This window comes from Streptomyces sp. 142MFCol3.1, assembly GCF_000424945.1.
Lineage (GTDB): Bacteria > Actinomycetota > Actinomycetes > Streptomycetales > Streptomycetaceae > Streptomyces > Streptomyces siamensis.
The window spans coordinates 418,605-441,781 of sequence record NZ_AUKV01000002.1 but is presented as its reverse complement, the minus strand read 5'-3'; the positions used below and the strand labels follow the sequence as shown (position 1 = coordinate 441,781).

The window sequence follows — 23,177 nt, the reverse complement described above, 5'->3', positions numbered from 1 at the left end:
GGCCTGCGTCGGACGCCTGAGAGACCAGCGGCGTGCCTCATGCGGCGGTGGTGGTGACGTGAGTCACATGGAAGCCTTTGCAGTTGTTGCTTTTTCTTTGCGCAAACGAGAGCGGTGGTGTGGCCCGGGTGTCTGCCGCGAGGGTGGGTTCTCCGGCTCGGGTGGCCGGGCATACCGACTCGGGCGCCTTGCGTGAGCTGGCGTGTAGATATGCGGGTAGTCGTATCAACGCATTCTGTTAACAACATCTGCACGGATATTGCACATGCCGGTCGTTGCAAACGTCATCATGGGCCGACTCAGTAAACGGGGAGCGGACGGCCGTGGGGCCGGGAGAGCGTCCCTTGGCGGGCGGTGTACCTGCGTTCCACGTGAAACATCGCCGTGGGGCAGGAGAACTGACAAGTCTCCTGCCCCACGGCGATGTTGAGAGAGCGGTCGGTCAGCGGCGGTCGTCGCGCTCCGCCGCCTGCTCCTCGGCCTCCTTGGCCTGAACCTCGGGGTCCAGATCGGACCGGCCACTGCCGTCGACCGCCGTCAGGCGTCCGCCTTCGGGTACTTCGGTGGCGGCGGGCGGCTCGACCAGCCAGTCGGGGTTGGCCTGCTTATCCCACCACTTCCAGGCGGCGAACGCGCCGGCCGCGAGGACTCCCGCGATCACCAGTCCCTTGGCGAGACGGCCGACCCTCGCCCGCCGCTCGTGCTTGCGGACCAGCTTCTCGATCTCCTTCGGTGAGACCTGGCCGCGCAGCGCGGCGATGGCCGCGATGCTCCGTGCCGCGGCCTCTTCCCGGACGGGCTGGGACGCGGCGATCGCCTGTTCGATCCGCGGCCTGGAATAGTCGGCCGCCTGCCGGGCCGCGATACGGGTGCGGACGGCGGCCTCATGCGCGGCCTGGTCCACCTTCGGTGGCACATGGGTGCGGGCCTGTTCCAGGCGCGGCGCGAGATGGGCGTCGTACTGCGCACGGGCCTGTTCGGCGGCCTGCGAAACCTTCGGTGCGAGCCGTACGCGCGCCTCATGCGCATAGTGCGAAGCCTTGTCCTTGGCCGTGTCGGCGTAGGGCGCCACCACTTCCGCGGCGTGCAGCACGCTGTCCTTCGCCGAGCCTGTCGCGGCGCGCACGCTGTCGATGCGGGTCACGGGTTTCCTCCTCCTCGGTGGCGTACGTCGGGGGTCTGAGGTGCCCCCAATGACACACAGTTCACCTTTCCACCCTTATCGGGATCATGCCCTCTCACGAGGTCCGGGGCATGTGAAGACGGGCATCCGGGTCACGGGTACTGACTCCGGGTGACTCGGAGCAAGATCCGGTCGGGTGTCGATCTTGTGAGATAGCGGATGAATGCGGGGCAACAGGAGCTTGTCGTCGACAATGCCACGGATCGTCGTGCCGTGCCCCTGTCCCGGGGGACTCGACCGTCTTTCTGTTCGTGCCACACGCGGACCTTCGCTCGGAGGTGAGGAACGGGTGACCGGCAACGGGAGCGTGAAACCCCTTGAAAGAGTGGTGACGGGAGACGGGCAGGGCTGTCCGTGCGAGGATCGGGGAGTCAAGAGAAGGCAACGGAAGGCAGATCGTGGCTGAGCAGCTGTACGCCACCCTGAAGACCAACCAAGGCGACATCGAAGTCCGGCTCCTGCCGAACCACGCCCCCAAGACGGTCCGGAACTTCGTGGAACTCGCGAAGGGCGAGCGTGAGTGGGTCAACCCGACGACGGGTGCGAAGTCCACGGACAAGCTCTACGACGGCACGGTCTTCCACCGGGTGATCAGCGGATTCATGATCCAGGGCGGTGACCCCCTGGGCAACGGCACCGGCGGTCCCGGCTACCAGTTCGAGGACGAGTTCCACCCCGACCTGGCCTTCGACAAGCCGTACCTGCTGGCCATGGCCAACGCCGGGCCGGGCACGAACGGCTCGCAGTTCTTCATCACCGTCTCCCCGACGGCCTGGCTGACCCGCAAGCACACGATCTTCGGCGAGGTCACCGACGCGGCGAGCCAGAAGATCGTGGACGCCATCGCGAGCACCCAGACCAACCCGCGCACCGACCGCCCCGTCAACGACGTCGTCATCGAGGCGGTCGTCGTCGAGACCCGCGAAGGCTGAGCCGAGCGGGCTCGCACCGCCGAGTCCGAAGGATCCCGCAGGGAACCAAACGCCCCGTTCATCCGTAAGGATGGACGGGGCGGTGCGTTGCGCACACAGACCCTGTTCGCCGCGCGTGAGCCCGCCGTACGGAGATTGAGGGGAACCCATGGACCAGGCGCCAGGCAGCCCGCAGGACCCGCGGGACCAGGGACCGCAGAACGCGCAGAGCCTGCCGACCTGCTACCGGCACCCGGACCGTGAGACCGGTGTCCGGTGCACCCGCTGCGAGCGCGCCATCTGTCCCGAGTGCATGGTCAGCGCCTCTGTCGGCTTCCAGTGCCCCGAGTGCGTGCGCACCGGTTCCGGCACAGGACACTCCCCGGCGGCCAATCAGCCCCGCACCCTCGCCGGCGGCAGAGTCACCTCCGACCCCCGGCTCGTCACCAAGATCCTCATCGGGGTGAACCTGGTCGTGTTCCTGGCGCAGCAGGCGCTGGGCGACAGCTTCACGGACCGCTTGTACCTCTTCGGGCAGGCTCAGCTCGACGGCCGTGTCCAGGGCGTCGCCGAAGGCCAGTGGTACCGGATGCTGACGTCGATGTTCCTGCACGCCGGCATCGTCCACATCCTGTTCAACATGCTCAGCCTGTGGTGGATCGGCGGCCCGCTCGAAGCGTTCCTCGGCCGCGCCCGCTATCTCACGCTCTATCTGCTCTCGGGCCTCGCGGGCAGTGCGCTGACCTACCTCGTCGCCGCCACCAACTCGCCCTCGCTCGGTGCCTCCGGCGCGATCTTCGGCCTGTTCGGAGCGACCGCGGTGCTGATGCGCCGGCTCAACTACGACATGCGGCCGGTCATCGCCCTGCTGGCGATCAACATGGTCTTCACCTTCAGCCCGGCGTTCAACATCGCCTGGGAGGCACACGTCGGGGGCCTCGTCGGAGGCGTCGTCGTCGGGTACGCGATGGTGCACGCGCCGCGCGAGCACCGGAACGCGATCCAGTACGGCGTCTGCGCCGCCGTCCTCGCCGTGGTCGTGGTCCTGACGCTGGTCAGGACCGCTCAGCTCACCTGAGGGACCTTCCGACCCACTGAGCGCGCGTCCGGATCGCACGGGAGTCGATGTTGTCCACAGATCGTGGCGGATCTTGTGCACGCTGTGCGGGAACAGCTGTGCCCCCTGTCACTGACCTGAGTTTTTGCAGGTCAGGCAGGGGGCGAACAGATTTGCGGATCGCGGTAGGTCAGTCACACCGGCGTCAATCCCGGATGAGTTATCCACAGATCGTCGTTCTTTTTCCACCTGTGGAAAACGGCTGTGGATAACTCAGTGGATAGCCGTGGGCAGAGCTACTTCCACTGTGTGGAGACGCCGAATCCCGCCGCGATGAAGCCGAAGCCGACCACGATGTTCCAGTTGTCCAGGGCGTCCACCGGCAGCGATCCGTCCGTCACGTAGAAGACGACGATCCAGGCGAGGCCGATGAGGAACATGGCCAGCATGACCGGCGCGACCCAGGCGCGACTGGTCAGCTTGAGATTGGTCGCCTGCTTCGCCGGAGGCGGCGTGTAGTCGGCCTTCTTGCGGATACGTGACTTCGGCACGAGGGTCTCTCCTGTCGATGCGCTGCGTGGCCGCGCAGGGAACTTGGGCGGGCTCCGGGGCAGCGTACAAGGGGACACTGAGCGCTCCCCCGGGCGTCCGTTAGCGTAGTGCTTCCGCGGCGCCTAAGGAGATAAGGGTACGTTGAGCAATTCTGCCGACTCCCCAGGGACGGGTACGAGTCCTGCCGGTACGCGCCGTTTCCGGCCTGTACGTGTGCTCACGGCGGCCGTCTTCGCGCTCGCCGGCCTGATCTTCTTCACCAGCTTCGACACGGCCAAGGGGACCAACATCCGGTCGGACACCTCCCTGCTGAAGCTCTCCGACCTGATTCAGGAGCGCAGCCACAAGAACGCGTCGCTCGACGACTCCAACGGTGCGCTGCGCGACGAGGTGGACGGGCTCGCCGGACGAGAGGACGGCAGCAGCAAGGCGGAGGACGCCAAGCTGGCCGCCCTGGAGGAGAACGCCGGCACCCAAAAGCTCAAGGGGAAGGCCGTCACGGTCACCCTCAACGACGCCCCGCCGAACGCCACGGCCAAGCTGCCGGGCTACCCCGAGCCCCAGCCCGACTACCTGGTCATCCACCAGCAGGACCTCCAGGCCGTCGTGAACGCGCTGTGGCAGGGCGGCGCCGAGGGCATCAAGGTCATGGACCAGCGGCTGATCTCCACGAGCGCCGTGCGGTGTGTCGGCAACACCCTGATCCTCCAGGGCCGGGTCTACTCGCCCCCGTACAAGATCACCGCGGTCGGCGATCCGGAGAAGCTCAAGAACGCGCTCGCCGCTTCCCCTGCGATCCAGAACTACATGGTCTACGTCAACGTCTACGGGCTCGGCTGGAAAGTGGTCGAGGACGGGACGGTGACTCTTCCCGGCTACTCGGGCACAGTGGATCTCCACTACGCGAAGCCTGTGGAGTAGTACGCCGAGCCTGTGGAGCAGCTGCCGCTGGGGGGCCTTTGTGTCGGTGCGGGTGGTCGTCCGGACGGTCAGCGAACTGTGCATCACCGTCGGCACTCTGATCGTGCTCTTCGTGGTCTACGTGCTGTTCTGGACCGGGGTGAAGGCCGACAACGCGATGGACCACCAGATCGACGAGCTCCAGAAGCAGTGGTCGAAGGGTGCCGTCGCGCAGGGGACGCAGGCTCCGTCGGGCGCTCGGGCGACCGCGAGCCCGAAGCCCCCCGGCCCGTACACCTACGGCAGGCCGTTCGCGGTGATGTACATCCCGCGGCTTGGTTTCACGTGGAACAAGCCCCTGCTCGAAGGCACCGCCACGGACGTGCTGAAGAAGGGGCTCGGTCACTACCGGGGCACGGCCCAGCTCGGGCAGACGGGCAACTTCGCCGTAGCCGGCCACCGGCGCACCTACGGGGACCCCTTCAAGGACTTTCCCGAGCTGCGCCGCGGTGACGCGGTGGTGCTGACCGACGGGACGACGTGGTTCACGTATCGGATCGACAAAGGCCCCTACAAAACTCTGCCGTCGGACATTGAGGTGATCGACCCTGTCCCACGTAAGTCGGGGTATACGCGGCCGGGCCGCTATCTCACGCTGACCACGTGCGAACCGGAGTGGGGACACAGCCACCGGCTGATCGTCTGGGCGCACCTCGACTCCACGCAGCCTGTGGAGGCTGGGAAACCGCGGGCTCTACGCCGTTAGTCTGGTGCAGTACGGCAGGAGTCCGAGGGTGCGAGTGGCGACTCCGGTGCCGTGGTGCGACGGAAGGGACGGCATGTACGGCTGGATCTGGCGGCATCTGCCGGGGAACGTATGGGTGAGGGCACTGATCTCGCTCGTACTCGTCCTCGCGATGGTCTACGTGCTCTTCCAGTACGTCTTCCCGTGGGCGGAGCCGCTGCTTCCCTTCAACGATGTGACGGTGGACAACCAGTGAGCACGCGGATTCTCGTCGTCGACAACTACGACAGCTTCGTCTTCAACCTGGTCCAGTACCTGTACCAGTTGGGTGCCGAGTGCGAGGTGCTCCGCAACGACGAGGTGTCGACCGCGCACGCCCAGGACGGCTTCGACGGCGTGCTCCTGTCACCCGGTCCGGGCGCGCCCGAACAGGCCGGCGTCTGCATCGACATGGTCCGGCACTGCGCCGCGACCGGAGTGCCCGTCTTCGGCGTCTGCCTCGGCATGCAGTCGATGCAGGTGGCGTACGGCGGTGTGGTGGATCGTGCGCCCGAGCTGCTGCACGGCAAGACCTCGCTCGTCGAGCACCACGGCAAGGGGGTCTTCGCGGGCCTGCCGTCCCCGTTCACGGCCACGCGCTACCACTCGCTGGCCGCCGAGCCGGAGACCGTCCCGGCCGAGCTGGAAGTCACCGCCCGCACCCACGACGGCATCGTCATGGGCCTCAGGCACCGCGAACTTCCCGTCGAGGGCGTTCAGTTCCACCCCGAGTCGGTGCTGACCGAGCACGGCCACCGGATGCTCGCCAACTGGCTGGAGGAGTGCGGCGACAAGGTGGCCGTGGCGAGGTCGGCGGGGCTCGCCCCGGTGGTGGGCAGGGCCACGGCGTGACCGCACTGCGCCCCGAGCGCGACAGCTCCCCGTACGGCGGCGAGGCCGCGTACGGGGGCGCTGACGCGTTCGAGGGCGCGGGGGGCTTCGAGGCGGCCGTCGACCGGCTCGCGGACCCGCTGACGGACCCTCTGCCGGGACAGCCGCGCACAGAGCGGCCCGTGCCCGCGGGACGCCAGGAGGACTGGTACGACCCGGAGGGGTACGCGCGCGACTGGTACCCGGGACAGAACCAGCCCCAGCCGCCGGCACAGACGCCGCCGCGGCAGCCGCGGCACGCGGCACAAGCACAAGCACAACCACAGGCACAGGCACAGGCACAGCAGCAGTCGTACGAGGAGGCGTACGCCCCGTCGTACGAGGAGCCCGCGGCCGTCCCGTACGAACAGCCGGCTGCCGTCCCGTACGAGGGCCCCGGCACGGCCATGCACGGCCAACCCGTCGGCGCCGCGCTGCCGTTGGACGACGAGACGGTGGCGCTGCGCCTCCCGGACGCGCCGGAGAAGTCTCGAATAGGCGAGAGCGCCACACCCGCCCCAGGGGGCCGCGCGGCGCGGCGCAAGGCCGCCCGGCGCCATGGGCGGCACGGAGGCGCCCAGGAGGCCTCGGAGGGCCTGGAACTCGCTCAGAAGGGCACTGAGGCCCCTCTGAGCCGGTTGGAGGCCCGGCGTGCGGCACGAGCGCGCAAGCCCAGCGCGGGTGTCCTCGCGAGCCGGGTGATCGGCGAGGTGTTCATCACCACCGGTGTGCTGATGCTGCTGTTCGTGACCTACCAGCTGTGGTGGTCCAACGTGCGGGCGCACCAGCAGGCGGGCAGCGCCGCGCACCACCTCCAGGAGGACTGGGCGAAGGGCAAGCGGAACCCGGGGACCTTCTCGCCGGGCCAGGGCTTCGCCATCCTGCACATCCCCAAACTGGACGTGGTCGCGCCGATCGCGGAGGGCATCAGCAAGACGAAGGTGCTCGACCGCGGGATGGTGGGCCACTACGGCGAGGGCGACACCAAGACCGCGATGCCGGACGCGAAGAGCGGGAACTTCGGGCTGGCGGGACACCGCAACACGCACGGCGAGCCGTTCCGCTACATCAACCGCCTCAAGCCCGGGGACGAGATCGTGGTCGAGACGCAGGACGACTACTACGTCTACGAGATGACGTCGATCCTGCCGGTGACGCCGCCGAGCAACACGAGCGTGCTCGACCCGATACCCAGGGGCTCGACTTTCACCAAGCCGGGCCGCTACATCACACTGACCACCTGCACGCCGGAGTTCACCAGCAAGTACCGGATGATCGTCTGGGGCAAGATGGTCGAGGACCGCCCGCGCGGCAAGGGCAAACCGGACGCGCTCGTCGGCTGAGAGCGCACGAGCGCTCGACGATGCGTGCACGTGGGTGCGTGAGCACCCGAGACAACCTGAGACAGACCAGACGGGGCAGATGCACAGTGGCAGCGAGGACCGACCACGACGAGCGTGCCGGATCGCAGGGCGGTTCGGCGGCCCACGCGGGCGCGCCGAGGCGCCGCGGCGGCCGCATCGCGATGGCGGTCAGCGTCTTCGGCGAACTCCTCATCACCGCGGGTCTGGTGCTCGGACTGTTCGTCGTCTACTCCCTGTGGTGGACGAACGTCGTCGCCGACCGCGCGGCGCACAAGCAGGGCGACAAGGTGCGTGACGGCTGGGAGCAGGACCAGGGCGCTCCGGGTGCCCTGGACACCAAGGCCGGCATCGGCTTCCTGCACGTCCCGTCCATGAAGAACGGCGAGGTGCTCGTCGAGAAGGGCACCTCGACCGAGGTCCTCAACGACGGTGTCGCCGGCTACTACACGGACCCGGTCAAGTCGTCGCTGCCGATGACGGGCAAGGACGGCAACTTCACCCTCGCCGCCCACCGGGACGGCCACGGTGCCAAGTTCCACAACATCGACAAGGTCAGGAAGGGCGACGCGATCGTCTTCGAGACCAAGGACAAGTGGTACGTCTACAAGGCGTACGCCATCCTCGCGGAGACGTCGAAGTTCAACGTCAAGGTCCTCCAGTCGGTGCCCGAGCAGTCCGGCAGGAAGAAGCCCGGCCGGTACATCACCCTGACGACCTGCACCCCCGTCTACACGTCCCGCTACCGCTACGTGGTCTGGGGCGAGCTGGAGCGCGTGGAGAAGGTCGACAGCGACCGGACGCCGCCGAAGGAATTGCGCTGACGTGATCGTGTGTCCCTCCACCCGAGGGACACACGACAAGAACCGGGCCCGGAGTCGCATTTTCCCCAATGCGACTCCGGGCCCGGTCTTTTATCGCAGGCAATTCATTTTGTTCAGCCATTCAACGACTGAACCGTGCCGTTCAGCTGGTGAGGTTGTGCTTGAACCCGCTGAACTTGTCGCCGCTCTTGATGAGGGAGACGCGCACGCCGACCTTGATGTTCTCCGGGACCTTGTCCGAGAAGCACTTGTACGCGTGAGAACCGCCACCCTGTGTGGTGTGGAGCTCAGCGATGGTCTCGTACGTGCTCATACGGAAAAGGTGGATCTCGACGTTGTAGCCGTCCTTCTGGTTGTCGTACACCGTCAGGCAGTCACCGTCGTGGCCGAACGCTCCCTGGCCACCCGGGTCCCAGTCAGTGGTGTAGACCCAGCCGCTGTTGGTGCCGGCCGAGGCCGTACCCGTCGCGAGGAACGTGAGAGAACAGGCGGCACCGAGTACCGCCAAAATGCGCTTCTTGATTTTTCTACCCCCGAATCGGTCCGGGCGGACACTTTCCCGCCCGCCCCGGACATTACCAATTCATGAGAAGTTGATCAACATGTGCCTTTTGCTTCCCCGAGTGACGCGCGACACGTGGTGCGGAAATCGCGGCAGGAGATGCGGAAAGATGCGGAAATGGAGAAGGGCCCCGGTACTCGATGCGAGTACCGGGGCCCTTCTCATCGATTCTGGGACGTCAGTTCCTGGCGTGGAACGCCGTCCCGGTCATTCAGCCGGTGACACCGCCGAAGATGCCGCCGTTGTCGCCGCCCTGGTTGTTGCCGCCGTTCTGGCCCACCGTCGTCAGGTTGACAGGGGTGCCCTGGGCGAGTTGCGTGCCGGCCTGCGGGTCGGAGGCCACCACGAGGGCGTTGTCGTCCGAGGGGCCGTTGATGTTCCCGACGCTCAGCCCTTTGTCCTGGAGAGCCTTCCTGGCGTCCTTGAGCCGCTGGCCCGCCAGGGGCGGCACCGTGGCCTGCTGCTGCTCCTTGGCCTTGCCGATCTGGATCGACACCTTGGAGCCCGGGTCGGCCTGGGTGTTGGCCGTCGGCGAGGTCTGGATGACCTTGCCGACCTGGTTCGGGTCGTCCGTCTCGACGTCGGTGCACTCGCCGACCAGGTTGTTGGCCGTCATCTGCGCCTTGGCCTCGTCACAACTCTTGCCGGTGACGTCCGGGACGACGGACTGCTTCTTCTCCTTGGCGACGGTGAGGGTGATCGTCGATCCCTTCTGCACCTCTTCGCCGAGCTTCGGGTCCTGCTCCAGGACGGTGTTCGGCTCCTCGTCGGACTCCTGGAACTTGGTCTTCACCTCGAACTGGTACTGGTCGCCCTCAAGGGTGTCCTTGGCCTCGCTCAGCTTGTCGCCGACGACGCTCGGGACCGCGACCTTGGGCGCTCCGGTCGACACCACCACATTGACGGTGTCGCCCTTCTTCACCATCGTGCCCGCGGCCGGATCCTGGGAGCAGATGTTGCCCTTCGGCTCGTTCTCGCAGGCCTTCCTGGTCTCCGAGAGCGTCAGGTCCCGGTTCTTGGCCATCCGCCTGGCGTCCGGCAGGGTCTGGCTCACGAAGTTCGGGGCCTTGAACGAGTCGTTGCTCGTCCCGCCGCCGCCGAACGCCCACTTGCCGATCAGGATCGCGCCGATGAGGACGAGGACACCCGCGACGACCAGAAGGATCGTCGAGGTGTTGTTCTTCTTCTGGCGGCGGCGGTCAGGGCGGTCGTCGTAGCCGTAGCCGCCGTCGTCCGGGTTCGTCGGGGGCAGCATGGACGTGGCCTGAGCGTCCGTGGAGCGCAGCGCCGTCGTCGGCTGGTCGTCGGGGTAGCCGCCGTAGCCGACGGAGCCCATGGCCGCGGTGGCCCCGACGGGCTGGCCGTCGAGGCAGGCCTCGATGTCGGCGCGCATCTCGTCGGCGGACTGGTAGCGGTAGTCGGGGTCCTTGACGAGCGCCTTCAGCACGATCGCGTCCATCTCGGGCGTGATCTCGGGGTCGAAGACGCTCGGCGGCTGTGCCTCCTCCCGCACGTGCTGGTACGCGACCGCGACCGGGGAGTCGCCGACGAAGGGCGGCCGGACGGTCAGCAGTTCGTACAGCAGGCAGCCGGTGGAGTACAGGTCGGAGCGGGCGTCGACCTGTTCACCCTTGGCCTGCTCCGGCGAGAGGTACTGGGCGGTGCCGATGACCGCCGCCGTCTGCGTCATCGTCATCCCGGCGTCGCCCATGGCGCGGGCGATGCCGAAGTCCATCACCTTGACCTGGCCGTTGCGCGTCAGCATGACGTTCGCCGGCTTGATGTCGCGGTGGACGATGCCGTTGCGGTGCGAGTACTCGAGGGCCTGGAGGATGCCGATGGTCATCTCCATGGCCCGCTCGGGCAGCAGCTTGCGCCCTGAGTGCAGCAGCTCGCGCAGCGTGGACCCGTCGACGTACTCCATCACGATGTACGGGATGGAGGTGCCGTCGATGTAGTCCTCACCCGTGTCGTACACGGCGACGATCGCGGGATGGTTGAGCGAGGCGGCCGACTGGGCCTCCCGGCGGAACCGGGCCTGGAACGACGGGTCGCGCGCGAGGTCCGCCCGCAGCGTCTTGACCGCCACGGTGCGGCCGAGCCGGGTGTCATGCGCGAGGTAGACCTCCGCCATGCCACCACGGCCGAGCACCTGGCCCAGCTCGTACCGGCCGCCGAGGCGACGCGGCTCTTCCATAGCTACCTACCAGCCCTCTCCGTCGGTCCCGACCGCACAGGTGTGCGGTCCGGCGGTGTGCCGTCCGGGCATACCGTACCCGGCTCGAAGTCTGTGACCTGGCCAAGCCCGTCACCCGATACAGGACCGGTATCGCAACGTGCACCGATGTGAAGGGGACGTGAGCGGGGTCACTTCTTGCTGTCGATGACTGCCTTCATCACGTCCCTTGCGATGGGGGCGGCGAGACCGCCACCGGAGATGTCGTCACGGTTGGCGCTGCCGTCCTCGATCACCACGGCCACGGCGACCGGCGAGCTGTTGTCGCTCAGTTTCGCGTAGGAGATGAACCACGCGTAGGGCTTCTCACTGTTTCCGATGCCGTGCTGCGCCGTACCCGTCTTGCCACCGACCGTGACACCCGGGATCCGGGCGTTCGTGCCGGTGCCGGACTGGACCACGGTCTCCATCATCGACTGGAGGATCTGGGCGTTGTCCTCGGACAGCGGCTCGCTCATCTTCTCGGGCTCCGTCTGCGAGATGACGTCCAGGTTGTGCGTGCTCAGCTCGCTCACCATGTACGGCTTCATGAGCGTGCCGTCGTTGGCGACGGCGGACGCCACCATGGCCATCTGCAGCGGGGTCGCAGCGGTCTCGAACTGGCCGATCGAGCTCAGCGCCGTCTGCGGCTTGTCCATGTCCGTGGGGAAGTTGGAGGCGTTGGAGCGCACCGGCGTGAACTGCTCGGAGTTGAAGCCGAACTTCTTGGCCTCCTCCAGCATCTTGTCCTTGCCGAGGTCCGCGCCGATCTTGCCGAAGACGGTGTTGCAGGAGACCTTGAGCGCGACCCGCAGCGTGGCGTCCTTGCACGGCAGGTTGCCCTCGTTGGGCAGCTTGGTCGTGGTGTCCGGCATGGTCCACGGGTCCGGCGAGTCCGTCTTGGTGTCCGCGTCGGGGTACAGCCCGTTCTCCAGGGCGGCGGCGGCGGTGACGACCTTGAAGGTGGAGCCCGGCGGGTACGTCTCGCGCAGCGCCCGGTTGAGCATCGGGTCGTCGGGGTTGTTCTTCTTCTGGAGCTTGTTCCAGGCCTTGGCGTCCTCGTCGGAGTTGCCGGCGAAGGCCGACGGGTCGTACGAGGGCGTGGAGGCCAGCGCCAGGATCGCGCCGGTCTTCGGGTCGAGCGCCGCGACGGCGCCCTTCTTGTCGCCGAGGCCCTCGAAGGCCGCCTTCTGGGCGGCGGCGTTCAGCGTGGTGACGACGTTGCCGCCCTGCTTCTTCTTGCCCGTGACCATGTCCAGGGTGTTGCGGAAGAAGAGCCGGTCGTCGTTGCCGGTGAGGATGCCGTCCTCGAGCTTCTCCAGCTGGCTGGCGTCGAAGGCCTGCGAGGCGTAGCCCGTGACGGGCGCCCACATGGCGCCGTCCTTGTACGTGCGCTTGTATTCGTAGTCACCGGTCTTGGACTTCGAGGAACCGGTGATCGCCTTGCCGTCCACGATGATGTCGCCGCGCGGGGTGGCGTAGCGCTCGATGTTGACCCGGCGGTTCTTCGGGTCGGCCTTCAGCTCGTCGGCCTTGACGTACTGGAGCCAGTTGTCGCGGATGAGCAGGGCGAGGACGAGAAGCCCGCAGAAGATCGCGATCCGGCGCAGGGGCTTGTTCACGGGCGGACCACCTGGGTCATTTCGGCGTCGGGGTTCGGGGCGGGGGCGGGCGCCGGCCTGCGGGCCGTGTCGCTGATCCGGATCAGGATGCCGATCAGTGCCCAGTTGGCGATCACGGAGGAACCGCCGTAGGCCAGGAACGGCATCGTCATACCGGTGAGCGGGATCAGGCCCATGACGCCGCCGGCGACGACGAAGACCTGGAGTCCGAAGGCGCCGGACAGGCCGACCGCGAGGAGCTTGCCGAACGGGTCCCGGGCGGCCAGGGCGGTGCGGATGCCGCGCTCGACGATCAGGCCGTAGATCAGCAGGATCGCCATGATGCCGGCCAGGCCGAGCTCCTCGCCGAAGGTGGCGAGGATGAAGTCGGAGTTGGCGGCGAACCGGATGAGCTCGGAGTGGCCCTGGCCGAGGCCGGTGCCGAGGGTCCCGCCGGAGCCGAAGGCCCACAGCGCCTGCATGGCCTGCTCGGAGTGCACGCCGGGGGCGCCGGCCTGGCTCAGCTTGTACTCGCGCATGGGGTCGAGCCAGGCCTGGACACGCTGCTGGACGTGCGGTTCGAAGGAGGCCACACCGACGGCGCCGGCCGCGGACATCAGCAGACCGAAGACGATCCAGCTGGTCCGCTCGGTGGCGACGTACAGCATGATGACGAACATTCCGAAGAACAGCAGCGACGTACCGAGGTCGGTCTCGAAGACCAGGATCAGGATCGAGATGAACCAGACCACGAGAATCGGGCCGAGGTCGCGGCCGCGCGGCAGATACAGGCCCATGAAGCGGCGGCTGGCCAGCGCGAGCGCGTCCCGCTTCACCATCAGGTAGCCGGCGAAGAAGATCGCCAGGACGATCTTCGCGAACTCACCGGGCTGGATGGAGAAGCCGGCGACGGAGATCCAGATCTTGGCGCCGTAGATGTTGGCGCCGAGGCCCGGGACCAGGGGGAGCAGCAGCAGGAACAGCGCGCCGACCATGGAGATGTACGTGTAGCGCTGCAGGACGCGGTGGTCCTTCAGGAAGATCAGCACGACGACGAACAGGGCGATGCCCAGCGCCGTGTAGAGCAGCTGGCGCGGCGCCGCGGTGCCCGCCTGGTCGATCGACTGGAGCAGCTTGGACTGGTCGAGCCGCCAGATGATCACCAGGCCGAGGCCGTTGAGCAGCGTGGCCAGCGGCAGCAGGAGCGGGTCGGCGTACGGCGCGAACTTGCGCACGACGAGGTGGCCCACGCCGGCCAGCAGACCGAGGCCCAGGCCGTAGCTCAGCAGGCCCGCGGGGACCTGGTCGTCGATGGCCAGGCCTACGTTGGCATAGGCGAACACCGGGATGACAACGGCGAACACCAGCAGTGCCAGCTCGGTGTTGCGCCGGCTCGGTGTGCCGATCGAGCCGATCGTGGACGTGTGGTGCGTCGGCGTGTTGGTACTACTGCTCATCGTGTGACAGGGCCCCTCACGGCTGCTTACTGCTTACCGCACAGCGAGACCAGCTTCTGCTCTTCGTCGGAGAGGCTGGGGCCGGGTGTGGGAGTGGGTGCGGTCGTGGACTTGGAGGACGACGGTGCCGAGTTCGACGGTGTCGGCGTCGGCGTGGACGTGGCCTTGGACGTGAGGGAGGTCTTTGTGGTTCCCGTGGTCCCGCCGGCCTCGCCCTCACCGGTCTTCGCGTTCTTCTCGGTCTCGGCGCGGCGGCGCTCGGCGTCCTTCTTGCACGCGGACGCCTGCACGGCGAGCTCGTCGATCTTCGACCGGGCGTCGCCCAGGCCGCCTTCGGCGATGGTCGCCTCGACCTGCTTCTGCTGGTACGGCGGCAGGTACTTGAGTTCGATCTCGGGGTGGTCCTTCTCCACCTTCGAGAGCGAGACCCAGGCCAGGTCCTGGCTGATGCCCCGGTACAGGGCGACGTGCTCGCCCTTGGTGCCGACGTAGTACTGCGTCTGCGTCCAGCGGTAGCCGCCGTACAGGCCGCCGCCGATCACGGCGAGGGCCAGCGTGATGTAGAAGGACCGCTTCAGCCACTTGCGCCCGGTGCGGGGCTTGACGAAGTCCTCGTCGGAGTAGGCGTTGAAGCCGTCGGTCGGCACGTACCCGGTGGTGTCGCCGCTGCCGGGCGGGCCGAACTCGCCGCCCCCGCCCTGCCCGGGCACCGGACGGCCGAGATTGGAGGCACGGCCCGCCGGCGTCTGCATGGCGCCGTTGTCGTGCAGCTGGAGCTGGTTCTCGGCGACCGCGCCCACCACGACCGGGGTGTCGGACAGCTGCCCGGCCAGGGTGTCCCCGGAGTCGATGTCGAGGACGTCGGCCACGATGACCGTGATGTTGTCCGGGCCACCGCCGCGCAGCGCGAGCTGGATGAGCTCCTGCACGGTCTCCTGCGGGCCCTGGTAGCTGGCGAGGGTGTCCTCCATCGTCTGATGGGAGACGACGCCGCTGAGGCCGTCGGAGCAGATCAGGTAACGGTCGCCGGCGCGGACCTCGCGGATCGAGAGGTCGGGCTCGACGTGGTCGCCACTGCCCAGCGCGCGCATCAGCAGGGAGCGCTGCGGGTGGGTGGTGGCCTCCTCCTCGGTGATGCGTCCCTCGTCGACGAGCCGCTGCACCCAGGTGTGGTCCTGGGTGATCTGCGTCAGCACGCCGTCCCGCAGCAGGTACGCGCGGGAGTCGCCGACGTGCACGAGACCCAGGCGCTGGCCGGTCCACAGCAGTGCCGTGAGCGTGGTCCCCATGCCTTCGAGCTGGGGGTCCTCCTCGACCATCATCCGGAGCTGGTCGTTCGCCCGCTGCACGGCGGTGCCGAGCGAGGTGAGGATGTCGGAGCCGGGCACGTCGTCGTCGAGCGCGACGATGGTGGAGATCACCTCGGAACTGGCGACCTCGCCGGCGGCCTGGCCGCCCATCCCGTCGGCGATCGCGAGCAGCCTCGGACCGGCGTAGCCCGAGTCCTCGTTGCCCTCACGGATCATGCCTTTGTGCGATCCGGCGGCAAAGCGCAGTGACAGACTCATGCGCACCTCGCCCGTCGGCTCCGGGTACATCCGCACGGTGCCCACCCTCCGGTCGGGAGCGCGCCGGGGTCCGTCGTGTGGACCGCCGCTGCGTGCTCGCTCCGCTCGCTCATTGTCGTACTACTTCCGAAGCTCGATGACGGTCTTGCCGATGCGGATCGGCGCGCCCAGCGGTACGGGCGTGGGAGTCGTCAGTCGGCTCCGGTCGAGATACGTGCCATTGGTGGAGCCGAGGTCCTCGACGATCCACTGACCGTCCCGGTCCGGGTAGATCCTGGCATGCCTGCTGGACGCGTAGTCGTCGTCCAGCACGATCGTGCTGTCGTGCGCGCGGCCCAGCGTGATCGTCTGCCCCTGGAGCGCCACCGTGGTGCCCGTGAGGGTGCCCTCGGAGACGACCAGCTTGGTGGGGGCACCTCGGCGCTGCCGGCCGCCGCTGCTCGGTGGCTGCTGCTGGCGCTGGGGCGGAGGCGCGGCCTGGCGCGCGGCCTGCTGCGGCCTGTTGGCGTCCCGGCGCGAGCCGCGCTGCGTGACGCGCGTTCCGAACAGGTCGCTGCGGATGACCTGCACGGCCACGATCACGAACAGCCACAGTACGGCCAGGAAACCCAGCCGCATGACCGTGAGGGTCAGCTCTGACATTGCCCCCGCTTCACCCTTCGGCTTGCCGGTAAATGATGGTGGTGCTGCCCACGACGATCCGCGAGCCGTCGCGGAGCGTAGCGCGGGTGGTGTGCTGCCCGTCCACCACGATGCCGTTGGTGGACCCGAGATCCTGGATCGTCGAGGGCGTTCCGGTCCGGATCTCACAGTGCCGGCGCGAGACGCCGGGGTCGTCGATCCGCACGTCGGCGTCGGTGCTGCGACCCAGCACCAGCGTCGGGCGGGAGATCTGATGGCGGGTGCCATTGATCTCGATCCAGTGCCGTGTACGGGCGCCGGGCCCGGGGCCGGCCGGCGGCCGGGCCCCCATGGGCGCGCCTCCGGGTCGGCCGCCGGGCGGCGGCGTGGACGGCATGGGAGGAGCGGCCGCGGGCGGGTAGCCGTAGCCACCCTGGCCGCGGGGGGCCGCAGGGGCCGGGCCCGCGGGGGCACGCTCCGGAGCCTGACTGGTGGACGAGGCGAGCGTACGGCTTCGCACCCGGTACAGACCGGTGTCGAGGTCGTCCGCCTTCTCCAGGTGGACCTTGATGGCGCCCATGAAGGTGTAGCGCTGCTGCTTCGCGTAGTCGCGCACCATGCCGGCGAGCTCGTCGCCGAGCTGGCCGGAGTAGGGGCTGAGCCGCTCGAAGTCCGGCGTGCTCAGCTCCACGATGAAGTCGTTGGGGACGACGGTCCGGTCGCGGTTCCAGATCGTGGCGTTGTTGTCGCACTCGCGCTGGAGCGCGCCGGCGATCTCCACGGGCTGGACCTCGGACTTGAACACCTTGGCGAAGGTGCCGTTGACCAGACCTTCGAGACGCTGCTCGAACTTCTTCAGGACTCCCATGGGGCACCTCCTCCTTCGTAGCCGTCCTGGTACAGCTTGCTGCCTTCTTCGTCCTGGCGGCGGACGCTGTCCCGGTACTGCCTGTCGCTGTCGTCCTGGTACTGCTTACTGATCGTATCCACGCGTCGGGAAATCGGCTGGTTCCCCCTGTCGGCCCGGTCGACGGGTTGTCGACGCCTTCCGAAGTCCCCTCCCGAGGTTCCCGCGGGGACCCCTCTTCGAACTCTTCCCGGCACTACTCCTGCCCAGGATCGTAGAGGCGCCCCACAACCAGTGTCCCGCACCTGACTGCGCGGGCCGTCCGGCTCCTGGGGAGATGCTCAGGACCGGTACGAGGTTGATACGTGAACAGGTTCCGCTCGAGACGCGCGGCGGGCGCGGGGGCCCTCACGGGCAAGGTGGCCTGGGCTGGAGCGGGGTCCGCCGGCCCCCTGGGGCAGCGGGAAAGGGATGTGAATCCACCCCTGACAGCGTGCTAATGTTCTGGATGTCGGCAGGCGCTCGCACCACGGTGAGAGACGGACGACACACCCAATGCGCGGGTGGCGGAATAGGCAGACGCGCTGGATTCAGGTTCCAGTGCCCGAAAGGGCGTGGGGGTTCAACTCCCCCCTCGCGCACCAGTTGAAAGCCCCGCAGGTCTCGGACCTGCGGGGCTTTCGCGTTGTCCGGGGTGTTTCCGCGCGGCGGGCTTCGACTTCCGTGAGGCTCGTCTCTCGTGAGCCTGCTCTCTCGGGCTTCCGTACGCTTCGTGAGCTTCGCGCCTGGCCTGCCCGCTGCGCTGGCCCCGGGGCCTTCTCGGGCTTCGCTTCCCCTGAGCCCGAGCCCTTCCTGGGCCCGGCTTTCCCTGACCTGAGGACCTTCTTGGGCCTGGCTTTCCCTGACCTGGAGCCCTTCCTGGGCTTCGCTTTCCTGAGCCGCGGCACTTCCCGGGCTGCGTCTCCCGTGAGCCTCGGAGCCTTCGTGAGGCTTGTCTCGCGTGAGCCCGTGCCCTTCGTGAGCTTCGCCGCCCGTGAGCTTCGCGACTCCGGAGACGCGAGAGCGCGCCGCTTGATCGTCTCGGGTGAGGACAATCACACGGCGCGCTCGTCGTTAGGTGCGCTCGAAACGCTCTTCAGGGTGGGATCTCACGCCGCGCCTCGTGCCGCCTCGGGTGGTCCGCGTGGTCCGCGGGGCTTGGCGTGAGTCGGCATGCCTTTGTGCTGCTCGTGCCGCCGCGCGCCGCCGAATGTGGCGGCATTACGCCGCGGCCGTACGGGCCCGTCCCGGGCGCCGAGGCGATGGCGGCCTCACGCGGCCGGTCGCGCGGGCCCGTCTCAGGCGGCGAGGCGCGAGGCGAGCTCCTTGGCCTTGCTGCTCGCCTCCTCGTGGGCCTTGGTGCGGGACGCCTCGAAGAGGGGGATCAGCTCGGACATCGCCGGGTTCTGCGGCGCCATCGTCAGCTCCGGGACGATGAAGGAGAGGTCCAGGGCGAGGGTGTCGCGAAGGACGGCCTCCAGGTAGTTCTGCACGTACTCGTAACCCTCGCGCGGGGTGCCCGGCGCGTAGGAGCCGCCACGGCTGGCGACGACCGTGACCGGCTTGCCCTTCAGCTTCGAGTCCTCGGCCATGGCGGTGCGGCCCATGAGGAGCACGTTGTCCACCCACGCCTTGAGGGTCGAGGGGATGGCGAAGTTGTACATGGGGGCGCCGATCAGGATCGCGTCGGCGGCCTCCACCTCCTCGATGAGCTTCAGACGCTCGGCGAAGGCCGCGGCCTGCTCGGGGGTGTGCGCGTCCGGGGCGACGAAACCGGCGGTGTGGGAATCGGCCGTGATGTGCGGCACGGGGTCGGCGGCGAGGTCGCGGTAGACGACCGTGCCCTCCGGGTGCTGCTCCTCCCAGTTCTTGCGGAAGGTGGCCGTCACCGAACGGGAGGAGGAGGCGGAGCCGGTGAAGACGGACGAGTCGATGTGCAACAGGGTGGCCATGGGTTCTCCAGACAAAGGGGTGAACCGGGGGCGTCCAGGGGTGCGCGGGGGCATCCGCGCACGGCTGGGGCCGGGTCGGTGCAAGAAACTCGGTGGCTTCTTTTTCGTACTCAACTATGGATAACACAGCTGCTTACTTTTTTTCACCCCCCAACGGGGACGCAGTACTCTGGAGCCATGCCGGAACGGGGAATCCACGAAGCGGGGCCGTGCCAGAAGGTCGACGACGGCATGGCGCGCGTCTTCCATCTGCTCGGAAAGCGCTGGACGGGCCTGGTCGTGGCCGTCCTGCTGCAACGGCCGGTCCATTTCACCGAGCTGCGCCGGGCGATCCCGGGCATCAGCGAGCGGATGCTCTCCGACCGGCTCACCGAACTCGGGGCGGCGGGCATGGTGGTGCGTGAGGTCGACGAAGGTCCCCCGCTGCGGGTCTCGTACCACCTGACGGAGGCGGGCGCCGCGCTGGAACCCGCGCTCAAGGAGCTCGGGGCGTGGGCCGAGCGCTATCTCCCCGAAGAGGGGACGTGCCCGGAGGCGCTCAGGAAGTGACGGGCCGCCCTGCGGGGGCGGCGAGCCGTGGACTTGTCCACAGGCCCTGCGGCGGAGTTGTCCACAGGGTCTGACGTGTTTCGCCGACCGGCTGTACGGTCAGCACGAGTTGATGTTCGTGCACGGGGGAGGCGGTCGCAGTGACCGAGCTCGGTACAGCGGTTCCGGACCAGCACAAGCACGCGGAGGGGCAGCGGCCGCAGGGGCGGCGGCGACCGGAGTCCGGGACCGCGGCGCGCGGGTATGCCGTGCCGGGGTTCGCCGCGTGGCCGGTGCAGGGTTCGCCCAAGGACGCGGGCAAGGCCCTGCGCAGTCGGGTGCCGCGTGCCGCGCACGCCGAGCTGACCGAGGACGCCGACCGGCCCGGCGCCGTGGCCGCCGTCGAGGAGTCCAACCGCGGCCGCATCGCCGGCCTCACCCCGATACGGGTCGGCAGGATGGCAGCCACCCCCTTCGCGTTCCTGCGCGGCTCGGCGGGTCTCATGGCGTACGACCTCGCGCGCACCCCCATGACGGGCATCGACGCCCAGATCTGCGGAGACGCCCACGCGGCCAACTTCGGCCTGTACGGCGATGCCCGGGGCGGCCTCGTCATCGATCTGAACGACTTCGACGAGACCGTCCACGGCCCCTGGGAGTGGGACCTCAAGCGGCTCGCCACCTCGCTCGTGCTCGCCGGCCGGGAGGCCGGGGCGGACGAGGACACCTGCCGCACCGCCGCGCACGACACGGTGGGCGCGTACCGCCGCACCATGCGGCTGATGGCCAAACTGCCGGTCCTCGACGCGTGGAACGCGATCGCCGACGAGGAACTCGTCTCGCACACCGACGCCCACGACCTGCTCGGCACGCTGGAGCGGGTCTCGGAGAAGGCGCGGGCCAACACCAGCGGCCGGTTCGCGGCCAAGGCGACGGAAGTGGTGGAGGGCGGCGGGCGCCGGTTCGTGGACGCCCCGCCGGTGCTGCGCCGCATACCCGACGCGGAGGCTGCGGCGGTCGTCGCGTCCCTGGAGCACTACCTGACGACGCTCTCCGAGGACCGTCTCCCCCTCCTCGCCCGGTACGCGGTGCACGACGTCGCCTTCCGCCTCGTCGGCACCGGCAGCGTGGGCACCCGGTCCTACGTCGTCCTGCTGCTCGACCACCGCGGTGAACCCCTCGTCCTCCAGGTGAAGGAGGCCCGCCCCTCGGCGCTGCTCCCGCACCTGGCGACCGCCGGTCACGCGACGCCCGAGGTGCCGCACGAGGGCCGCCGCGTCGTCCTCGGACAGAAACGGATGCAGGTCGTCAGCGACATCCTGCTCGGCTGGACCACGGTCGACGGCCGTCCCTTCCAGGTGCGCCAGTTCCGCAACCGCAAGGGCAGTGTCGACCCTGCCGCGCTGGCCGCCGACCAGATCGACGACTACGCCCGCATGACCGGAGCCCTGCTGGCCCGTGCCCACGCCCACAGCGCCGACCCACGCCTCATCGCCGGCTACTGCGGGAAGAACGAGGAGCTGGACGAGGCAGTCGCGTCGTTCGCCGTGGCATACGCCGACCGCACGGAGGCCGACCACGCGGAGCTGGTCGCGGCGGTCCGGGACGGCCGGATCGCGGCGGAGCTGGGTGTCTGACGGTTCGGTGGCCGACATCGACGGCCCTGCCCTCGGGGGTCGGGCGGCGAGCGGGGAAACGGCGCTCTCGCCAGGGCCCCGGAGCACCGTGGCCTACGCTGGTCGGGTGACGACGCCGGAAGCCGAGCAGAGCCAGTCCGAGCCCACCGACGAGGGGGTTCGTGAGCAGTCCGGTGCCCAGGAGGGCGCGATGTCCGAGCAGCGGGAGCCCGCCGGGGGTGAGGTCTCCGGACAGGAGGCGTCCTCCGGTGGTGAGGCTTCGGTGCAGAGTGCGCCCGCTGGGAGCGAGGCCTCCGAGCAGCCGGCACCCGCTGGGGGCGAGGCTTCCGAGCTGGGAGTGGCCGGCGGGGACGAGGCTTCCGGGCAGGAGGCGTCCGCCGAGGGTGAGGCCGCCTCGCAGTCCGCTCCCGAGGGCGATGTACGGCCCGAAGAGCGGCTGGAGCGGGCCGTGCGGGCGGCCGAGCAGGCGTTGATCGAGTTCGAGATCGCCGTGGAGACCTTCCGCGTAGAGGTGGACAACTTCTCGCGGCTGCACCACCAGAAGCTCGGCCCGATGTACTCCCGGCTCGACGAGCTGGAGGCCGAGATCGCGGAGGCCAGGGCCGCGCGCACCGGCGACCCGGAGGACGTGCGCAAGGCGCACGAAGCGCGGGCTCGGGTCATGCCCATGCCCGGGGTCGAGGAACTGTTCCACGGCTGGATGGACTCGGAGGGGCTGTTCCCCGAGGCCGTGGCCATGCTCACGGACCAGCCCGTACGGCCTCCGCAGCGTGTGCGCCCCAGCGAGGAGGCTCGCAAGCTCTACCGCGAACTGGCCCGCAAGGCGCACCCCGACCTGGCGCAGGACGAGGACGAGCGCAAGCGGCGCGACGAGTTCATCGCCCGGGTGAACGCCGCCTACGGCCGGGGCGACGAGGCGCTGCTGCGGGAGCTCTCCGCGGAGTGGGCCGCGGGGCCCGTGCCCGAGGAGTGGAAGCCGACCCGGAGCGAGGAGCTCTACGCCCGTCTCGAATGGCTCGCCCAGCGCAAGGAGATGCTCGCCTTCGTCGCCCAGGAGCTGGAGGAGAGCGCCATCGGCGCGATGCTGAAGCTGGCACCGGACGACCCGGACCGTCTCCTGGAGGAGATCGCCGAACAGCTGCTGGCCCAGGTCGGCGAGCGCGAGGCGGAGCTGGCGGCGCTGATAGCCCAGGCTCAGTGAGACCGCGAGGGGCCTGAGGGACCTGGAAGGCACCGGGGGAGTCCCGGGGGATCGGGTTGTCGCCGTGGTCGGGTAGCGTCGGGGACATGAGTTTCGGAGCTGCTGTGCCCACCGTCGGGATCGGGGATCTCACGGACGAGAACTTCCTGCTGGACGTCCGGGAGGACGAGGAGTGGGACGCCGGGCATGCCGAGGGGGCGCTGCACATCCCCATGAGCGAGTTCGTCGCCCGCTACGGCGAGCTGACCGAGGCCGCCCCGCAGGACGGCCGCGTCAACGTCATCTGCCGGTCCGGCGGCCGCTCCGCCCAGGTCACCATGTACCTGGTCCAGCAGGGCATCGACGCCGTGAACGTCGACGGCGGCATGCAGGCCTGGGAAGCGGCCGGCCGGCCCGTCGTCGATGCCAAGGGCCAGCCCGGCGTCGTCGTCTAGCGATTCCATCGCCCGGCGCCCATCGGCCGGTGCTCGGTGCCCGTCAGCCGGTGTCCGGCGCACGACGTCCATC

The 23,177-nt window shown here is 68.7% G+C and carries 23 protein-coding genes and 1 tRNA gene; 13 read left to right on the top strand and 11 right to left on the bottom strand.

Features of this window, described 5'->3' with window-relative positions:
* Nucleotides 1–442: 442 nt before the first annotated feature.
* The gene (locus tag H305_RS0104540; protein WP_028799373.1) at nt 443–1,144 is read right to left on the bottom strand and encodes a DUF5324 family protein; all 702 of its coding nucleotides are present in this window, start codon (nt 1,142–1,144) and stop codon (nt 443–445) included.
* Between the two features lie 437 nt (nt 1,145–1,581).
* On the opposite strand from H305_RS0104540, the gene H305_RS0104535 reads away from it, so the two are divergent.
* Together H305_RS0104535 and H305_RS0104530 are read left to right on the top strand one after the other, a co-directional pair.
* Nucleotides 1,582–2,115, top strand: coding sequence for a peptidylprolyl isomerase (locus tag H305_RS0104535; RefSeq protein ID WP_028799372.1), 534 nt, complete (start codon nt 1,582–1,584; stop codon nt 2,113–2,115).
* Between the two features lie 148 nt (nt 2,116–2,263).
* The gene (locus H305_RS0104530; protein WP_028799371.1) at nt 2,264–3,172 is read left to right on the top strand and encodes a rhomboid family intramembrane serine protease; all 909 of its coding nucleotides are present in this window, start codon (nt 2,264–2,266) and stop codon (nt 3,170–3,172) included.
* Between the two features lie 275 nt (nt 3,173–3,447).
* Here H305_RS0104530 and crgA read toward each other — a convergent pair whose 3' ends face one another.
* Nucleotides 3,448–3,702 carry a cell division protein CrgA gene (gene crgA, locus H305_RS0104525; RefSeq protein WP_028799370.1) on the bottom strand — a complete coding sequence of 85 codons (255 nt, stop codon included), beginning with the start codon at nt 3,700–3,702 and terminating at the stop codon, nt 3,448–3,450.
* A 142-nt stretch (nt 3,703–3,844) separates the two neighbouring features.
* Here crgA and H305_RS0104520 point away from each other — a divergent pair, with 142 nt between their 5' ends.
* The 6 genes from H305_RS0104520 (at nt 3,845) to H305_RS0104495 (ending at nt 8,442) form a co-directional block, all read left to right on the top strand.
* Entirely contained in the window at nt 3,845–4,624 is a 780-nt protein-coding gene (locus H305_RS0104520) for a DUF881 domain-containing protein (RefSeq protein WP_028799369.1), read from the top strand.
* 46 nt (nt 4,625–4,670) lie between these two features.
* On the top strand, nt 4,671–5,369 hold the full coding sequence (locus H305_RS0104515; protein WP_028799368.1) for a class E sortase: 699 nt from the start codon (nt 4,671–4,673) through the stop codon (nt 5,367–5,369).
* Nucleotides 5,370–5,397: 28 nt separating this feature from the next.
* On the top strand, nt 5,398–5,604 hold the full coding sequence (locus H305_RS52095; RefSeq protein ID WP_199791341.1) for a hypothetical protein: 207 nt from the start codon (nt 5,398–5,400) through the stop codon (nt 5,602–5,604).
* Complete coding sequence (locus H305_RS0104505; protein WP_028799366.1) at nt 5,601–6,239, top strand: aminodeoxychorismate/anthranilate synthase component II; 639 nt, start codon at nt 5,601–5,603, stop codon at nt 6,237–6,239. Before H305_RS52095 ends, H305_RS0104505 begins: the two co-directional genes overlap by 4 nt.
* Nucleotides 6,236–7,600, top strand: a complete 1,365-nt coding sequence (locus H305_RS0104500) for a class E sortase (protein WP_028799365.1) — start codon at nt 6,236–6,238, stop codon at nt 7,598–7,600. The genes H305_RS0104505 and H305_RS0104500 overlap by 4 nt, the downstream gene beginning before the upstream one ends.
* Before the next feature lie 182 nt (nt 7,601–7,782).
* On the top strand, nt 7,783–8,442 hold the full coding sequence (locus tag H305_RS0104495) for a class E sortase (RefSeq protein ID WP_234020624.1): 660 nt from the start codon (nt 7,783–7,785) through the stop codon (nt 8,440–8,442).
* A gap of 142 nt (nt 8,443–8,584) precedes the next feature.
* Here H305_RS0104495 and H305_RS0104490 read toward each other — a convergent pair whose 3' ends face one another.
* The 8 genes from H305_RS0104490 to H305_RS55675 all read right to left on the bottom strand — a co-directional run bounded on the left by H305_RS0104490 (nt 8,585) and on the right by H305_RS55675 (nt 17,456).
* Nucleotides 8,585–8,950: a hypothetical protein gene (locus H305_RS0104490; RefSeq protein ID WP_028799363.1), complete on the bottom strand. Its 366-nt coding sequence runs from the start codon at nt 8,948–8,950 to the stop codon at nt 8,585–8,587.
* 265 nt (nt 8,951–9,215) lie between these two features.
* Complete coding sequence (gene pknB, locus H305_RS0104485) at nt 9,216–11,201, bottom strand: Stk1 family PASTA domain-containing Ser/Thr kinase (protein ID WP_028799362.1); 1,986 nt, start codon at nt 11,199–11,201, stop codon at nt 9,216–9,218.
* A gap of 170 nt (nt 11,202–11,371) precedes the next feature.
* The gene (locus tag H305_RS0104480; protein WP_028799361.1) at nt 11,372–12,841 is read right to left on the bottom strand and encodes a peptidoglycan D,D-transpeptidase FtsI family protein; all 1,470 of its coding nucleotides are present in this window, start codon (nt 12,839–12,841) and stop codon (nt 11,372–11,374) included.
* Nucleotides 12,838–14,277 carry an FtsW/RodA/SpoVE family cell cycle protein gene (locus tag H305_RS0104475; protein ID WP_028799360.1) on the bottom strand — a complete coding sequence of 480 codons (1,440 nt, stop codon included), beginning with the start codon at nt 14,275–14,277 and terminating at the stop codon, nt 12,838–12,840. The genes H305_RS0104480 and H305_RS0104475 overlap by 4 nt, the downstream gene beginning before the upstream one ends.
* Nucleotides 14,278–14,303: 26 nt before the next feature.
* Complete coding sequence (locus H305_RS0104470; RefSeq protein ID WP_199791335.1) at nt 14,304–15,845, bottom strand: Stp1/IreP family PP2C-type Ser/Thr phosphatase; 1,542 nt, start codon at nt 15,843–15,845, stop codon at nt 14,304–14,306.
* A 120-nt stretch (nt 15,846–15,965) separates the two neighbouring features.
* Entirely contained in the window at nt 15,966–16,487 is a 522-nt protein-coding gene (locus tag H305_RS0104465) for an FHA domain-containing protein FhaB/FipA (RefSeq protein WP_028799358.1), read from the bottom strand.
* A 10-nt stretch (nt 16,488–16,497) separates the two neighbouring features.
* Nucleotides 16,498–17,334 carry an FhaA domain-containing protein gene (locus H305_RS0104460; protein WP_028799357.1) on the bottom strand — a complete coding sequence of 279 codons (837 nt, stop codon included), beginning with the start codon at nt 17,332–17,334 and terminating at the stop codon, nt 16,498–16,500.
* Nucleotides 17,322–17,456: a hypothetical protein gene (locus H305_RS55675; RefSeq protein ID WP_257004862.1), complete on the bottom strand. Its 135-nt coding sequence runs from the start codon at nt 17,454–17,456 to the stop codon at nt 17,322–17,324. Before H305_RS55675 ends, H305_RS0104460 begins: the two co-directional genes overlap by 13 nt.
* Nucleotides 17,457–17,870: 414 nt before the next feature.
* Here H305_RS55675 and H305_RS0104450 point away from each other — a divergent pair.
* Nucleotides 17,871–17,957, top strand: a tRNA-Leu gene (locus H305_RS0104450).
* A 693-nt stretch (nt 17,958–18,650) separates the two neighbouring features.
* Here H305_RS0104450 and H305_RS0104445 read toward each other — a convergent pair.
* A complete protein-coding gene (locus tag H305_RS0104445; protein ID WP_028799356.1) occupies nt 18,651–19,304 on the bottom strand; it encodes an FMN-dependent NADH-azoreductase in 654 nt (217 codons plus the stop codon).
* A gap of 177 nt (nt 19,305–19,481) precedes the next feature.
* Here H305_RS0104445 and H305_RS0104440 point away from each other — a divergent pair, with 177 nt between their 5' ends.
* The 4 genes from H305_RS0104440 to H305_RS0104425 all read left to right on the top strand — a co-directional run bounded on the left by H305_RS0104440 (nt 19,482) and on the right by H305_RS0104425 (nt 23,104).
* Complete coding sequence (locus H305_RS0104440) at nt 19,482–19,853, top strand: winged helix-turn-helix transcriptional regulator (RefSeq protein ID WP_028799355.1); 372 nt, start codon at nt 19,482–19,484, stop codon at nt 19,851–19,853.
* Nucleotides 19,854–19,993: 140 nt separating this feature from the next.
* Nucleotides 19,994–21,469 (top strand): DUF2252 domain-containing protein, encoded by a 1,476-nt coding sequence (locus H305_RS0104435; protein ID WP_078628867.1) that lies wholly within the window; start codon nt 19,994–19,996, stop codon nt 21,467–21,469.
* Nucleotides 21,470–21,659: 190 nt separating this feature from the next.
* The gene (locus H305_RS0104430) at nt 21,660–22,670 is read left to right on the top strand and encodes a J domain-containing protein (protein WP_420708019.1); all 1,011 of its coding nucleotides are present in this window, start codon (nt 21,660–21,662) and stop codon (nt 22,668–22,670) included.
* An 86-nt stretch (nt 22,671–22,756) separates the two neighbouring features.
* A complete protein-coding gene (locus H305_RS0104425) occupies nt 22,757–23,104 on the top strand; it encodes a rhodanese-like domain-containing protein (protein WP_078628866.1) in 348 nt (115 codons plus the stop codon).
* The last annotated feature ends 73 nt before the right edge of the window (nt 23,105–23,177 follow it).